Consider the following 13,790-nt stretch of genomic DNA (forward strand, 5'->3'; position numbering starts at 1 on the left):
GTTATGGACACTTTGCGAAAAAAACGATTAAGCTTATGGAAAGGTGAAGGAGGCGATGCGGAAGATGGATCAAGTGGTAGAGTTGATTATATTTGCTGGTCAATCAAATATGGCCGGTCGGGGAACAGCTACCTTGGCGCCAAAGATTACAAAGGCGCAGGCCTGGGAATTTCGAGCCGTCTCTGATCCTACGAAGCTCTATCCTTTAACAGAGCGGTTTGGTTATCTGGAGAACAATGCTGTGGGCATCTGGGAACCTGGGATGAAAACAGGCAGCATGGTGACGAGTTTTGTGGAGACGTATCTGAATGATTCCGAAAAAACTGTCATTGCCCTTTCCGCCAGTAAAGGGGGCTCGAGCATTTCTGAATGGCAGCCGGGAACGCCTTACTATCAGGATTTGCTTGAGCGGATTCACAAAACCAAAAACTGGCTGACTCAGGCGAGATATCAGATCGAGCGTGTGACCTTTTTATGGCTACAAGGAGAGACAGACGGAGATTTGAAACGCACCACTGAGGAGTATCAAGGGTTGGCGACAGCTTTTTTCAAGCGCTTATTGGAAAAAGATGTAGATGAGATTTTTGTGCTGGAAATCGGGAATCAGCGGGATGTGCCAGACCTGTATCTCCCGATTCGTCAAGCGCAACGAAACTTGGGTACGTTGGAGCAGGTGACCTTTGTACCCACGAGTTTAGCGAGCATGCGAGAGAATGGGCACATGATTGATCTTTTCCACTATGATCAATATGCTTACAACCTACTTGGGGCAGAAGTCGCCCAAGCTCTGTTGGCATTTAATTAAGAAAATCCAAAAGAAGCAAAGGCTTGACCAGTTGAGCAGCTTAGTTTTTACTAGGCTGTTTTTTTGTGGTATTTGTGGCTGACAGGAGAAAAAAGTCCTTCAAATCAGCAAAAAAAGATTGTTTAGTTTGACAGAAAATTGCGTTTGTCATTTTTAAGAAAACAAAAAAAGAGCTAGCAATCGGTTAGCTGGCAATTACGATATCGGTAAAAAGACAATTTTCACAAGCACTTTTCTGACAAGGGGAAAACCAGAGCGGTTTGAAGGCGGGGAACTCTCTAAGTACAATAGATAGATAGATGAGTAGTAAGGTTAGCCAGTCTTTTGTTTGTTCCCGTGGCGTGTTGTTATAAAGGAGCGCGGATTATGGAAAAGCGGCGAATACTACGGCTTCTTCTGTGCCTTATTTGGCTTTTACTTTATTGCCAGCTAGCTTCATTGAGTAAGTTGGAAGCCGAGACAATTTTGGAAACGGCAGAATCAACAGAATCAACAGAATCAACTGAAGCACTCCAATCAACGGCGAGCGCTTTTTCGCCGCGGGTAACTAGTTCAGAGGCGCCTTGTGTTTCCAGCGAAGCGGATAGTACGACTGAGTCGGCGGTTACTAGTACGGAAGCGTCAGATGAGAGCCAGATAATTCAAGGTCCAGTGAGAAACTCGGGGGAATTTAGGAACTTTTCAGCTAAAGGCATCGATTTGGTAGAGGAGCCGTTTTCCTATGGTGAACACAGTGAGCCAGCTGGCTGGTACCCCTTGCATCACACCCAGCAATTTTTAGCAGGAGGTGATCTTTTGCAAGACTGGGTGCAAAATTATCAATATGCTGTACCTGAATCAAGTGGGACGGTACCCCGTTTTGAACTAGCCGACGGGACCTTACCAGACTTTGATCGAGGGTATCATGAGTTTGGCACCAATATTACCGAAGCAGGGGGTAGGCTTAATACTAAGAAATCCTTGCGTCTGTTGCCCGGTGACGAATCAGAGAAAAAGTTCGAAGTCATTCTGGATACGTTGGGAGATGTGGTAGTTTCTAAGTCTCAAGTGGATCTGGTGTTGGTCATCGAGCGCTCCACGCGCATGATAGGGACGACTGGAACAGACAATTGGACTGTTTTAAAGGCCTCCTTGGAATCGTTTCTTACGGATCTTTTTGCTCAAGGGTTGGATTTACGGGTAGGACTGGTGGGCTTTTCGCAAACAGAAGCGGAACTTGCTATGATGAAATATCGTTTTATGGGGCCAGAAGAGAAAAAACATCCGGAAAATTATCGCTACGAGGACTTCTTTTCCAATAATCCGGAGACCATATTAAACCGAGATGTCTTCAGTAAAATCAAAGATACTGCTGTGGGCGCGCCGACGTTTTTAGGAATCGATGGGGGATTGTTCCTTTTAGGTTTGCCACAAGCCGGTCGTGAAGAGGCCACAAAAATCCTCTGTACGATTACTGCTGGGGCTCCAACTTATTTTCCAACCTCGAGCTATTACCAAAATCCTCAGAATGAAAATACGCTACTCAGTGTCCAGGAATCCTTAGCTTTGTGTGATTTCGATGGGACGCCGAGTACTCTAAAGTTTTTCCGAGCTAAAGAAGAGCATTTTTCAGGGGATGGTCTGCAAGCAAGTGGTGAGGATCAGGAAAATGCCCGGGCCTTTTACACTGCGCGCCAAAGTCAGTCTGCCCATGTGAGCTGGCAAGCAATCCAATTTTCTGTGGGGCTAGAGGAGAATACATTGCCAGCTCTCGGTTCCCAGGGCTTTTTTCAAGGGGCTAATCAAGAGGCACTAACACAGGCCTTACAACAGGTGCTTCCTATTTATCAAGAGACCATCCATCAGGCAACGCTAGTGGAGCAGTTTAGCCCTTATGTGACTTTTGAACAAGATTCGGTGGAAACTGCGGCGCTGGAAGTCACTGAAGACGGAAAGTTACGGGTAACGCCGACCAACTCAAAAGTGATGCCCTTGGAAATTTCAGGAAAGGGGACGCTTTCTTGGTCGCAACTGACTTTAGGCCGTGACACAGGGGTCCGGCAAGGGGTACGTTTGCGATACGTGGTAAGTGTCAAAGGAGCCTATCGTGATAATCATTTCTATCCCGTGAGCCAGGAGACTTATCTAGAAAACGGCACTGAAAGTCGAGCTTACTATGCCCAGCCTTCGATTCGGGATGGTCCAAAAGAGCCCGAACCTGTGATCCCGGTGAACGTAAGAATTATCAGTCAGGTTAAAGACAGTCAGGAGAAAATCAAGGGTATGCAATACGGCTTGTACCGGACGGAAGCAGGCGGGGAAGCTGTCTACACTTCAACTTTGGCTACTGAGGAAGGTTGGTCTGATTTTTCCGAGGTTTTACCTGGGGACTATTGGCTTCGTGAAGTCCAGGTGCCCAAGGCTTTTTTGACGAGCGGGGCGCTACGGGTAACCATTTCCGAAACTGGAGAGATTATTGGTCTTCCGAATACAAATCTTATCATTGAAAAAGAGCGAAAGCCGATTCATCTCCAATTTCAACAACACGTAGCCGGCTTGCCATTGAGTGAGGGGAGTTTTGCTTTACAGCAAGCATCACAGCAAATTCCACTGGTAAGAGATGACTCTGGTAATTTCCAAGCATCTTTGGTGCTCCCTGGGACCTACCAGCTTGTGGAACTAGCGCCACCCTTAGGATATCGGCCGATAGCAGCAGAGGACTTAGGGGAGTTAACAATAGCCCCATTAGGAGAAATCACTTTTTCTTCCGGGGAGGTTACCGTGACGGAGGAAGCAACCAAGCGCCTAGTGACTTTGCCGACCCTTCAACGACAATTAAAACCTTATACTTTGACGATAAAGCAACGTAACACCGAGAATGATGCGCTACTTACTGAAGCGGGTTTTGAATTGTATGACTCTTCCCCACTGGATGATCCTACTGTGGAACCTATTGCAGTCGAAGTAGAACAAGCTGATGGGAGTATTTTGTTTAAAGAAAAGGAACAGTCAGTCTTGCTGCAGCCGGGCATTACTTATTATCTAAAGGAAACCACACACCCTGAGGATTACCTACCGATGCAGGCAGTTCTAAGTTTTCAGATCAATGAGACCGGCCAAGCGGTATTCGATACACTAGGAGAGCAATCGCCAGCCGAAACTACGTCGCATTTCACTTTGGAAACAGACGATTTAGCGAATCATTTGAAAATCGAACTGGTGCGCTCGCCGGTGGGGAAACTTCCTAAGACAGGTGGGGCAGGGAAATCAACCCCCTGGGGTGCTTGGAGCGTATTACTAATCGGTTTAATCGGAGGACTGCTACTTGAGCGGTGGTATCAAAGAGTGAATCAAGAGGTGTAAGAAAGGCGGTGCTACATTCTTTTCGCGACAAATACAAGAAAAAAAGCCCTTATCCAAATTTTCGGATAAGGGCTTTTTACTAGAGAATAATTTGATTTCCTTGTTCTTTAAATCCGTAAATAGGCTGCGTACCATTTTTTGTTTCTAAATAAAGGGAAAGCCGTCGATGGGTCATCAAAATCGTCAATAAATCTTTCATAGTCAAAGGCGTCTGACCGGCGATTGAGCAGAAAACAAGTCCCTGATTTTCTTGTCGAATCTGGGTAATGGGCAGGATTTTTTGTTCCTCGAAGCGGGCGATTCCTTGATAGGTTTGCTTTTTTTGAGGTAAGGTGAGGGCGGTTAACAATTCACTGGCTTTCATGGCTGACCGGCCTTTTTGCGAGGGTAGCGGCTTAAGGAAAAGTCCAGCCACAATTGATTTTTTTCCAATACCCGATACTGGTCAGCGATAAATTGTCCCCGATTATTCTTATGACCAAAGACCACCACATTGCTTCCTGGGGCTGCTTCGGCAAAGAAAGTTAAAGCATGACGGGCAATTAAACAGTGTTCTTCTCCCAGTTGGAAATACACCAAAGGAGGATCGCTTGCGATAAGTTTGATTTTTTGAATTTCTCCTTGTTTGCTCAGCATTGAAAAAACCTCCTTAAAAACACACCTGACGGGACACCGCTTGCTTACTTCTATTATACAAACAAACGTTCGCATTGTAAAGCGATGGAATTCATGAAAAACTGGTGAAAATAAGTTGCGCCTTTTCAGGGAGGGTGTTATACTTTCCAACATAAATACCTGCCAAGTTTGCGGGAACCGAATGGATACTGCTTATATATCGTCGTAATTGGTCGACAGTCTCTACCCGATACCGTAAATATCGGACTATAAGCAAAAAAACGTGCACAGACACTTTTTTTGCGAACCGTAAAAAAGTGATTCTGTGTTTTTTTATAATGAAAAGAGGAGTGTCAAGATGAAGGAATTAAGAGAACGCATCGAAGCGGATGGCCACGTCTTAGGCGAAGGGGTCTTGAAAGTCGATAGCTTCGTAACACACCAAGTAGATCCGGTTTTAATGGAACAAATCGGACGGGTTTTTGCTAAGGTTTTTGCGGAAGCGAAGATCACCAAAGTCGTTACCATTGAAGCATCAGGGATTGCACCGGCGCTATACGCCGCTCAATATTTACAAGTGCCCATGGTTTTTGCTCGGAAATCCAAGAGTTTGACCATGAATGAAGAACTACTAACAGCAGAAGTTTATTCTTTCACCAAACAAGTTACTAGCACGATTTCGATTTCTCGGAAATTCTTATCGGCTGAAGACAATGTATTGATCGTAGATGACTTTTTAGCAAACGGTCAAGCGGCCAAAGGGTTGATTGAACTGTGTCGTCAAGCCGGCGCTCACGTGGAAGGGATCGGCATCGTAATCGAGAAATCTTTCCAAGATGGTCGGGAATTATTAGAAGCAATGGGACTAAAAGTGGTCTCTTTGGCCCGGATTAAGTCTTTATCAGAAGGCAAAGTCGAGTTTTTGGAGGAGGACGCGTAAGGTGAAGGAGCAGCAGACAGGAAAAGCGGCCGTTTTAGGTTTGCAACATTTATTGGCCATGTATGCCGGAGCAGTGGCAGTGCCAATCTTAATTGGGACAGGCTTAGGTTTTAATGAGTCCCAGATGACTTACTTGATTTCCATTGATATTTTCATGTGTGGGATTGCCACACTGTTGCAACTAACGGTAAATAAGTTTTTCGGTATCGGTTTGCCTGTTGTTTTGGGCTGTGCCATTCAAGCGGTGGCGCCCCTGATTTTAATCGGTAGCGACAAAGGCGTCGGAGCCATGTATGGTTCTATCATCGCCGCTGGGGTTTTCGTTGTTTTAATCGCTGGGGTCTTCTCCAAGATTAAAAAGCTCTTTCCGCCATTGGTCACTGGAACGGTCATCACCGTTATCGGGTTAACCTTGATTCCTGTGGCGATTACCAAAATGGGTGGCGGAGACGCCGCAGCAGAAAGCTTTGGAGATCCCAATAATCTGTTGCTAGCATTTATTACCATCGCCTTAATCATCGGCGTGCAAGTCTTTGCCAAAGGCTTCCTGCGTTCGATTTCTGTGTTAATCGGTTTGGTTGGCGGCAGTATCTTGGCTTACTTTATGGGCATGATGGACTTTGCCGCAATTGGCCATGCGCCGGTCTTCCACGTACCACAACCTTTCTACTTTGGCAAACCAACCTTTGATGTGTGGTCGATTTTATTGATGATCATCATTTCCATCGTCAGCATGGTGGAATCCACCGGAGTTTACTTTGCTCTAGGAGATATCGTGGGCAAGCCGATTACAGAAGACGATTTGAAACGGGGCTACCGGGCAGAAGGTTTGGCGATAGTGCTAGGGGGCATTTTCAATACGTTCCCATACACTGGGTTTTCCCAAAACGTCGGCCTTGTGCAATTGTCTGGGATTAAAACGAAAAAACCAATTTATTTCTCCGCAATTTTCTTAATCATCCTAGGTCTATTCCCGAAAATTGGGGCTTTGGCTCAAATCATTCCGGAACCAGTTCTTGGGGGCGGGATGTTGATTATGTTTGGTAGTGTGGCGGTGCAAGGCATGCGCATGCTATCGAAAACTGATTTTACCAACGATAAAAACCTATTGATCATCGCCGTAGCATTAGGTTTTGGTTTAGGCTTTAACGTGATGCCACAGCTCTTTGGAAAAATGCCAGAAACCTTGCAAATGTTTACCGGTAACGGCATTGTTATGAGTTCCTTGGCAGCAATTCTTTTGAACTTGATCTTTAATGGTTTGAAAGAAGAACCGGAAGCCCAGTTAGAAATCGAATAAAAACTTACAAAACCTGTCAGTTCATTGGCAGTTTTTTTTATGGGGTGCGGGTGAGGATTCCGGTGTCGCGAATAAAATAAAAGACGAACGATTTGATATATTTAAAATTAAACATTCGACATTCTTTTGACAGAGAAAAAGACCCTTGCTAAAATAAAACTAAATTGGTGCCCGTCAGAAACACGTAGCGAGGCACAAAGGAGACGAAGTAATGGAAGCACAAGTGGCAGTCATCATGGGTAGCACTTCTGATTGGGAGACCATGCAGTACGCCTGTGAAAGTTTGGATGAATTAGGCATTCCTTATCTTAAAAAGGTGGTTTCGGCTCACCGCACGCCGGATTTGATGTTTGAATTTGCCGAGCAAGCTCGCAAGCAAGGGCTGAAAGTTATCATCGCCGGAGCCGGTGGGGCGGCCCATTTACCGGGGATGGTAGCGGCGAAAACAACTTTGCCTGTCATCGGTGTTCCGGTTCAATCCCGAACATTAAATGGGTTGGATTCGTTATTGTCCATTGTCCAAATGCCCGGGGGTGTGCCGGTAGCCACCACGGCCATTGGAAAAGCGGGGGCAACCAACGCCGGTCTACTTGCAGCGCAGATGCTTTCCATGTATGATTTAGATATTGCGCAACGTCTTGCTGACAAGCGGGAGCAGATGCGCCAAACCGTAATGGAAAGTAGTGATCAACTTGGTTAAGTCGTTAAAACCTGGCTCCGTCATTGGTATCGTAGGGGGAGGACAGTTAGGCCGCATGATGGCCATTAGTGCCAAAGAAATGGGCTTTCGGGTGGGCGTGTTAGACCCCACGGAAGACTGTCCCGCAGCTCAAGTGGCGGACTGGCATATCGTGGCCGCTTACGATGACATTTTGGCCTTGCAAGAGCTAGCCAAACGTTGTGAAGTAATTACGTATGAATTTGAAAATGTCAGCGTGGAAGCTTTGAACAACATTCTGCCTTTCGCCAATGTCCCTCAGGGTACCGACCTTTTGGCGATTACCCAAGATCGTTTGTTGGAGAAAAGCTTTTTAGAAGACAATAATGTGGTGATTGCCCCTTATGAAGTCATCATCAACCCAACGGATATCCAAGATGCCATCGATCGCATTGGGTTTCCTTGTGTCTTGAAGACGACTCGGGGAGGCTATGACGGCAAAGGCCAATACGTCCTGTACAGCACGGCGGACTTGGCGCCTTCCATGAATCTCTTGCGGGAAGGCACCTGTGAATTGGAAGCCTGGATTCCTTTTGAAAAGGAAATCTCGGTTATGGTAGCCGGCAATGGGGAAACTTACACCACCTTCCCAGTAGTGGAAAACATCCACCGGAACAATATCTTACATGAAACCATCGCACCGGCCCGGGTGGCTGATGAAGTGGCGGAAGAAGCCGCACGAATTGCTCGGCAAATTGCAGAAGCGTTGAATCTTAGAGGGTGTTTAGCCATCGAGATGTTCTTGACGAAAGCCGGGGGCATCTATGTGAATGAATTGGCACCGCGGCCTCATAATTCTGGGCATTATTCCATTGAAGCCTGCAACTTAAGTCAGTTTGACGCCCATATTCGCGGAATTTGTGGCTGGCCACTGCCTAAGGTCAACCTTTTACAAGAAACGATCATGGTCAATATCTTAGGGGAACACTTGGCAGAGACTTATGATTTAATCGACTTGAAGGCGGACTGGCAATTTCATTACTATGGTAAGAAAGAAGCCAAACCCGGTCGGAAAATGGGGCACATTACCATTTTGACCGAAGACCTGTATGAGACTTTAGAAGAAATCTACCAGACGGGAATCTGGGATTAATAAAGGAGCACATGTATGTTAGAACGTTATTCACGACCTGAAATGAGCAGTATTTGGACGGACCAAAATCGTTACCAAGCTTGGCTAGAAGTGGAAATTTTAGCCGATGAAGCGTGGGCGGAATTAGGGGAAATCCCCCAAGAAGACGTAGCGAAAATTCGCAAACGGGCGACTTTTTCCATTGACCGCATTCTCGAAATTGAAGAGTCTACCCGGCACGATGTGGTAGCTTTCACCCGGGCGGTCTCCGAGTCTTTAGGGGAAGAACGGAAGTGGGTGCACTACGGGTTAACCAGTACCGACGTGGTGGACACTGCTTATGGGTACTTATTGAAGCAAGCCAACGATGTTTTGCGCAAAGACTTGCAAAACTTTTTGGAAATCATCGGCAACAAAGCCAAAGAACACAAATACACCGTCTGCATGGGTCGAACTCACGGGGTGCATGCTGAACCGACGACATTTGGCTTGAAATTAGCCACTTGGTATTCGGAAATGAAGCGGAATATCGAACGTTTTGAACATGCGGCTAAAGGGGTGGAAGCCGGGAAAATTTCCGGTGCTGTGGGAACTTTTGCCAATATCCCTCCTTTTATCGAAGAATACGTCTGCGAAAAATTGGGGATTCGGGCCCAAGAAATCTCTACTCAAGTCTTGCCTCGAGATCTTCACGCGGAATACTTTGCGGCTTTGGCATTGATTGCCACGTCTATCGAACGCTTTGCTACGGAAATCCGGGGCTTGCAAAAATCTGAAACTCGGGAAGTGGAAGAATACTTCGCTAAAGGACAAAAAGGTTCTTCAGCTATGCCTCACAAACGCAATCCAATCGGCTCGGAAAACATGTGCGGTCTGGCTCGGGTCGTTCGTGGTCATATGCTAACGGCTTACGAAGACGTGCCATTGTGGCATGAGCGGGATATTTCTCACTCTTCAGCGGAACGGATCATCGTACCAGACACGACGATTTTACTGAACTACATGCTGAATCGTTTCGGCAATATCGTGAAGAACTTAACCGTCTTCCCAGAAAATATGAAACGCAATATGGATGCGACCTTTGGCTTGATTTACAGTCAACGGGTGATGTTGAAACTAATCGACAAAGGCATGACCAGAGAAGCGGCCTATGACTTGGTACAACCAAAAACCGCTTTTGCTTGGGATCATCAAACGGCTTTCCGTCCGCTTTTAGAAGAAGATGATAAGATCACTTCAATCTTGAGCAAGGAAGACATCGATGACGCCTTTGACTACCAATACCATTTGCGCAATGTGGATACGATCTTTGAACGAATTGGTTTAGGCGAATAAGGATTGCCGGGTCAGCTTTGGCCCGGTTTTTTTACTAGAAAAAGAGGTGGAAAAATGACAGCAAATGAAATTGCAGATTTTTGGGGACGGTATTTGAAAAGCGCAGAAAAGCCTGCTGAGACCACCTGTAAGGAGTCTTTTTACTTTGGCTACTATGAGGAATTGGCCGATGAATTGTTGCGATTGGTATTAACTGGGCAAAAAACGGCGACTACCTCTAGTTATTTGGCCTACGCAAATGTGGGTGAAGCGTTGCCGAAAGTCGGGGATTTATCCATTGTCACGGACTGGTCCGGGCGGCCGGCTTGTGTAATCGAAAACACCCAAGTGGTTACATTACCCTTTAATCAAATGACTTTTGACTTGTGTCGCTTGGAAGGAGAAGACGAAAACTTGGCTTCTTGGCAAGAGAATCATCGGCAAGCTTTTACTCACAGTGGTCCGGAAGAAGGCTATGTATTTTCAGAAGAGATGCCTGTGGTGTTTGAAGTGTTTCGCGTGGTTTATCGAGAAGTTTAAAAAAAGGCTGGTCCAAGTCTGGTGACTTGAATCAGCCTTTTGTCCTATTTTGATTACGCGTAAAGCGGATGGTGATAGTGTTGGGTATGCTCTTGGCGCAAAGTGTCCAAGAGTTCCTCCACAAAATGAAAGTCCCGTTCTTCAAAGTTAAAGTAAACTTTGAAGTGGTAACGGTTTTTAAAGAGATGCTGCTCATGGGTTTGGGTAATCACCAGCTCGTCGTTGTGTTGATTGCGGTATTGCAAAGTCCGCTTGCGACACTCCACGGGGTGGCGCTGAATCCGAGCCTTACGCAGAGCGTAAAAGGAGCGGTTTTTATTTTGCTGGTAGACTTCCGCTACCGCTAATAAATCATTGAATAACTGGCGCTTGTCTTCCTCCGAAAGGGCACTTAAAAAACTCTCCACGGACACTGATTTTTCTAGCATACGAAAATCCTCCTAAGCTTTCACCTTTACACAGGTAATATAGCAGAAAAAAAAGAATTTGTAAACGCTTCATAAATAACTTTGACTATTTTTTGTAGAAATCCTTTTGTGCTATACTAAGGACGCACCGAATCAAATTAAGGGGATGTTTTTTGAAATGAAAGTTTTAACATTTGGTGAAATGATGTTACGTCTAAAACCAGAAGCAAATGAACGAATTTTACAAGCAGATTCTTTTGAAGCAGCATACGGTGGCGCGGAAGCAAACGTGGCCGTTTCTTTGGCGCTTTTAGGCAATGACAGCCAATACTTAAGCAAGTTTCCTGACAATTTATTAGGAGACGCGGCGGTTGGAACCTTGCGCCGCTATGGAGTAGATACTAGTAAAGTTTTACGGGGAGCCGGCCGTTTGGGCATTTACTTCTTTGAAAAAGGCGCCAGTGTTCGTTCTACCAATGTAGTTTATGATCGTAAAGACAGCGCTTTGGCTTTGGTGAATGCGACAGAATTCGATTGGGAAACTTTACTAAAAGGCGTGGGCATGTTCTACTTCTCCGGTATTACGCCAGCGATTTCTCCAGAAACAGAAAAAGCGGTAATGGCAGCTTGTGAATACTGTGTGGAACATGACATTCCTGTAGTCTGTGATTTGAACTATCGGGGCAAAATGTGGTCCGCCGAAAAAGCTCAAGAAGTCATGAATCGCTTAATGCCTTACGTTTCAATTTGTATTGCGAACGATGAAGACTTTGAAGCGGCCCTCGGCATCAAAGCCTTCGATGGCAATATGGCGACAGGGATCAGCCAAAAAGAAAGCTTTAAAGAAGGCATGATGGAAGTAACTAGACGTTACCCTCGCTGTCAAGTTGTGGCTAGCGTCTTGCGGGACATTCATTCCGTAGAAGACAGCCGCTGGATGGGCCTATTGTTGAACAATGGGGAATTCACGGAAAGTGCCGTGTACCCAATGCACGTAATGGAAGGGGTAGCCGCAGGGGATGCCTTTGGGGCAGGACTCGTTCATGGCTTGTTACACGACTTTTCCGGTCAAGAATTAATCGACTTTGCCATTGCTGCCAGCGTTTTGAAATTGACTATTCAAGGCGACTTGAATTTAGTTTCTGAAAGCGACATTCGCAACGTCATGAAAGCCGGCGGTGGCGCCAGCCTCAACCGATAATGCTAGTTCAACTTAGCGGGCTCCGCTTAGTTGAACTGTACTAGGCGACTGCAAGGAGCGTAGTCCCATCTTTTCTTCAACTTAGCGGGCTTCGCTTAGTTGAACTGTACTAGGCGACTGTAAGGAGCGTAGTCCCATCTTTCCTTCAACTTAGCGGGCTCTGCTTAGTTGAACTGTACTAGGCGACCGCAGGGAGCGTAGTCTCATCTTTCCTTCAACTTAGCGGGCTTCACTTAGTTGAACTGTACTAGGCGACTGCTAGGGAGCGTAGTCCCATCTTTTCTCAAATCGGTATTCTTTTGTCTTTTGCTAATCGATTTTGAGAAAGGAAACTTTGATTGATTACTTTATTCAACTTTTCACAGCCGGGAGGTTACTCCCGGCTTTTTTTGTGCTTGTTTTAAACACGAACGTTAATGGCTGTTTGTGATAAGAATATCAATAATTATGTTGACCCTCAAAAAATGCCTTGTTACAATGAATGTGATAAAAAGACGAACGATTTTATGGATTTATCCCTAGTTCGTTAACGTAGAAGGGGTGCAACATGGAAAAAGAGGAATTGCTTTATGAAGGCAAAGCCAAAAAGCTGTTTAAGACGGATCAAGTCGGTGTCTTGTGGGTGGAATATCTCGATCAGGCCACAGCACTGAATGGCGCTAAAAAAGACGTAGTACAAGGCAAAGGAGAGCTGAACAATCAAATCACTTCCTTGATTTTCGAAGCGTTAAAAGCCGAAGAAATTCCTTCCCATTTCATCGAAAAAATCTCAAAAACCGAACAATTAGTCAAATCAGTAGAAATCATTCCCTTAGAGGTAGTGGTTCGGAACCGAGCAGCCGGGAGCTTCTCCAAACGCTTGGATATCCCGGAAGGTAAGGCATTGCCCTTTCCGATAGTCGAGTTTTACTACAAAGAAGACCGCTTGGACGATCCGTTTATCAATGACGATCACGTCTTAGCCTTAGAAATCGCTACTGAAGAGGAAATCACCGTAATTAAAGAGTTGGCCCGAAAAGTCAACCAAGCATTGATCAAGCTTTTCCAAAAAGCAGCGATTACGTTGATCGACTTTAAAATCGAAGTGGGACGCACCCCGGCTGGTGAGATCTTACTAGCCGATGAAATCTCCCCGGATACTTGTCGCCTGTGGGATACGGCCACGGATAGTCACTTGGATAAGGATATTTACCGCCGAGATTTAGGGGATTTGGTTCCTGTGTATCAAGAAGTCTTGGCTCGTTTGTCAAAATAAACCCATTAGAGAAAGGAATTTCATCATGTATTTCGTAAAAGTCTACGTAACCTACAAAGAATCAGTATTGGATCCTCAAGGAGAAGCCGTAAAAGGAGCCGTGCACCGCATGGGCTATGAAGAAATCGAGGAAATCCGCATCGGCAAATACTTTGAAATCAAAGTTGCCAAATCCGATCGTCCCGTGGAAGAAATGATCGAGGCCGTTTGCGACAAATTGTTAGCCAACGTAAACATGGAAACCTATCGTTTTGAAATCCTGGAGATGGAGGAAGCCTAAG

At 45.7% G+C, this 13,790-nt stretch carries 14 protein-coding genes and 1 riboswitch; of the genes, 11 read left to right on the top strand and 3 right to left on the bottom strand.

The annotated features are described in order from the left end of the window. Positions 1 to 64: 64 nt before the first annotated feature. Entirely contained in the window at positions 65 to 805 is a 741-nt protein-coding gene (locus I579_RS11380) for a sialate O-acetylesterase (protein ID WP_010753551.1), read from the top strand. Positions 806 to 1,243: 438 nt separating this feature from the next. Then, a complete protein-coding gene (locus I579_RS11385) occupies positions 1,244 to 4,147 on the top strand; it encodes an MSCRAMM family protein (protein ID WP_143139890.1) in 2,904 nt (967 codons plus the stop codon). Between the two features lie 79 nt (positions 4,148 to 4,226). Here the strand turns inward: I579_RS11385 and I579_RS11390 are convergent, their stop codons facing one another. Continuing rightward, entirely contained in the window at positions 4,227 to 4,511 is a 285-nt protein-coding gene (locus I579_RS11390; protein WP_010753553.1) for a hypothetical protein, read from the bottom strand. Beyond that, entirely contained in the window at positions 4,508 to 4,783 is a 276-nt protein-coding gene (locus tag I579_RS11395; protein ID WP_010753554.1) for a hypothetical protein, read from the bottom strand. Before I579_RS11395 ends, I579_RS11390 begins: the two co-directional genes overlap by 4 nt. A 172-nt stretch (positions 4,784 to 4,955) precedes the next feature. Beyond that, positions 4,956 to 5,052: riboswitch (purine riboswitch) on the top strand. Between the two features lie 68 nt (positions 5,053 to 5,120). Between I579_RS11395 and I579_RS11400 the strand changes: the two genes are divergently transcribed. From I579_RS11400 to I579_RS11425, 6 genes are all read left to right on the top strand, one after another. Further along, positions 5,121 to 5,702, top strand: a complete 582-nt coding sequence (locus tag I579_RS11400) for a xanthine phosphoribosyltransferase (protein WP_010753555.1) — start codon at positions 5,121 to 5,123, stop codon at positions 5,700 to 5,702. Position 5,703: 1 nt separating this feature from the next. Continuing rightward, entirely contained in the window at positions 5,704 to 7,002 is a 1,299-nt protein-coding gene (locus tag I579_RS11405; protein WP_010753556.1) for a nucleobase:cation symporter-2 family protein, read from the top strand. 211 nt (positions 7,003 to 7,213) lie between these two features. Further along, positions 7,214 to 7,702, top strand: a complete 489-nt coding sequence (gene purE / locus I579_RS11410) for a 5-(carboxyamino)imidazole ribonucleotide mutase (protein ID WP_010753557.1) — start codon at positions 7,214 to 7,216, stop codon at positions 7,700 to 7,702. After that, a complete protein-coding gene (purK, locus tag I579_RS11415; RefSeq protein ID WP_010753558.1) occupies positions 7,686 to 8,813 on the top strand; it encodes a 5-(carboxyamino)imidazole ribonucleotide synthase in 1,128 nt (375 codons plus the stop codon). Before purE ends, purK begins: the two co-directional genes overlap by 17 nt. Positions 8,814 to 8,828: 15 nt before the next feature. Next, on the top strand, positions 8,829 to 10,127 hold the full coding sequence (purB, locus tag I579_RS11420) for an adenylosuccinate lyase (RefSeq protein ID WP_010753559.1): 1,299 nt from the start codon (positions 8,829 to 8,831) through the stop codon (positions 10,125 to 10,127). Between the two features lie 54 nt (positions 10,128 to 10,181). Continuing rightward, on the top strand, positions 10,182 to 10,646 hold the full coding sequence (locus tag I579_RS11425; protein WP_010753560.1) for an ASCH domain-containing protein: 465 nt from the start codon (positions 10,182 to 10,184) through the stop codon (positions 10,644 to 10,646). Positions 10,647 to 10,699: 53 nt separating this feature from the next. On the opposite strand, the gene I579_RS11430 is transcribed toward I579_RS11425, so the two are convergent. Then, positions 10,700 to 11,074, bottom strand: coding sequence for a hypothetical protein (locus I579_RS11430; protein ID WP_010753561.1), 375 nt, complete (start codon positions 11,072 to 11,074; stop codon positions 10,700 to 10,702). Positions 11,075 to 11,231: 157 nt separating this feature from the next. On the opposite strand from I579_RS11430, the gene I579_RS11435 reads away from it, so the two are divergent. The 3 genes from I579_RS11435 to purS all read left to right on the top strand — a co-directional run bounded on the left by I579_RS11435 (position 11,232) and on the right by purS (position 13,789). Beyond that, entirely contained in the window at positions 11,232 to 12,254 is a 1,023-nt protein-coding gene (locus I579_RS11435; RefSeq protein WP_010753562.1) for a sugar kinase, read from the top strand. A 547-nt stretch (positions 12,255 to 12,801) separates the two neighbouring features. Continuing rightward, positions 12,802 to 13,509 carry a phosphoribosylaminoimidazolesuccinocarboxamide synthase gene (purC, locus tag I579_RS11440; protein ID WP_010753563.1) on the top strand — a complete coding sequence of 236 codons (708 nt, stop codon included), beginning with the start codon at positions 12,802 to 12,804 and terminating at the stop codon, positions 13,507 to 13,509. Positions 13,510 to 13,534: 25 nt separating this feature from the next. Beyond that, positions 13,535 to 13,789 carry a phosphoribosylformylglycinamidine synthase subunit PurS gene (gene purS, locus I579_RS11445; protein WP_010753564.1) on the top strand — a complete coding sequence of 85 codons (255 nt, stop codon included), beginning with the start codon at positions 13,535 to 13,537 and terminating at the stop codon, positions 13,787 to 13,789. The last annotated feature ends 1 nt before the right edge of the window (position 13,790 follow it).

Origin of the sequence: Enterococcus asini ATCC 700915 (assembly GCF_000407365.1) — a bacterium.
In the GTDB taxonomy this organism is placed as follows: domain Bacteria; phylum Bacillota; class Bacilli; order Lactobacillales; family Enterococcaceae; genus Enterococcus_C; species Enterococcus_C asini.

Excerpts from the sequence above, each read along its gene's own strand:
- I579_RS11395 (WP_010753554.1), bottom strand. The coding sequence starts at position 4,783 with ATGCTGAGCAAACAAGGAGAAATTCAAAAAATCAAACTTATCGCAAGC.
- I579_RS11425 (WP_010753560.1), top strand. The coding sequence starts at position 10,182 with ATGACAGCAAATGAAATTGCAGATTTTTGGGGACGGTATTTGAAAAGC.
- purB (WP_010753559.1), top strand. The coding sequence starts at position 8,829 with ATGTTAGAACGTTATTCACGACCTGAAATGAGCAGTATTTGGACGGAC.
- I579_RS11435 (WP_010753562.1), top strand. The coding sequence starts at position 11,232 with ATGAAAGTTTTAACATTTGGTGAAATGATGTTACGTCTAAAACCAGAA.
- purS (WP_010753564.1), top strand. The coding sequence starts at position 13,535 with ATGTATTTCGTAAAAGTCTACGTAACCTACAAAGAATCAGTATTGGAT.
- I579_RS11400 (WP_010753555.1), top strand. The coding sequence starts at position 5,121 with ATGAAGGAATTAAGAGAACGCATCGAAGCGGATGGCCACGTCTTAGGC.
- I579_RS11390 (WP_010753553.1), bottom strand. The coding sequence starts at position 4,511 with ATGAAAGCCAGTGAATTGTTAACCGCCCTCACCTTACCTCAAAAAAAG.
- purE (WP_010753557.1), top strand. The coding sequence starts at position 7,214 with ATGGAAGCACAAGTGGCAGTCATCATGGGTAGCACTTCTGATTGGGAG.
- I579_RS11430 (WP_010753561.1), bottom strand. The coding sequence starts at position 11,074 with ATGCTAGAAAAATCAGTGTCCGTGGAGAGTTTTTTAAGTGCCCTTTCG.
- purC (WP_010753563.1), top strand. The coding sequence starts at position 12,802 with ATGGAAAAAGAGGAATTGCTTTATGAAGGCAAAGCCAAAAAGCTGTTT.
- I579_RS11380 (WP_010753551.1), top strand. The coding sequence starts at position 65 with ATGGATCAAGTGGTAGAGTTGATTATATTTGCTGGTCAATCAAATATG.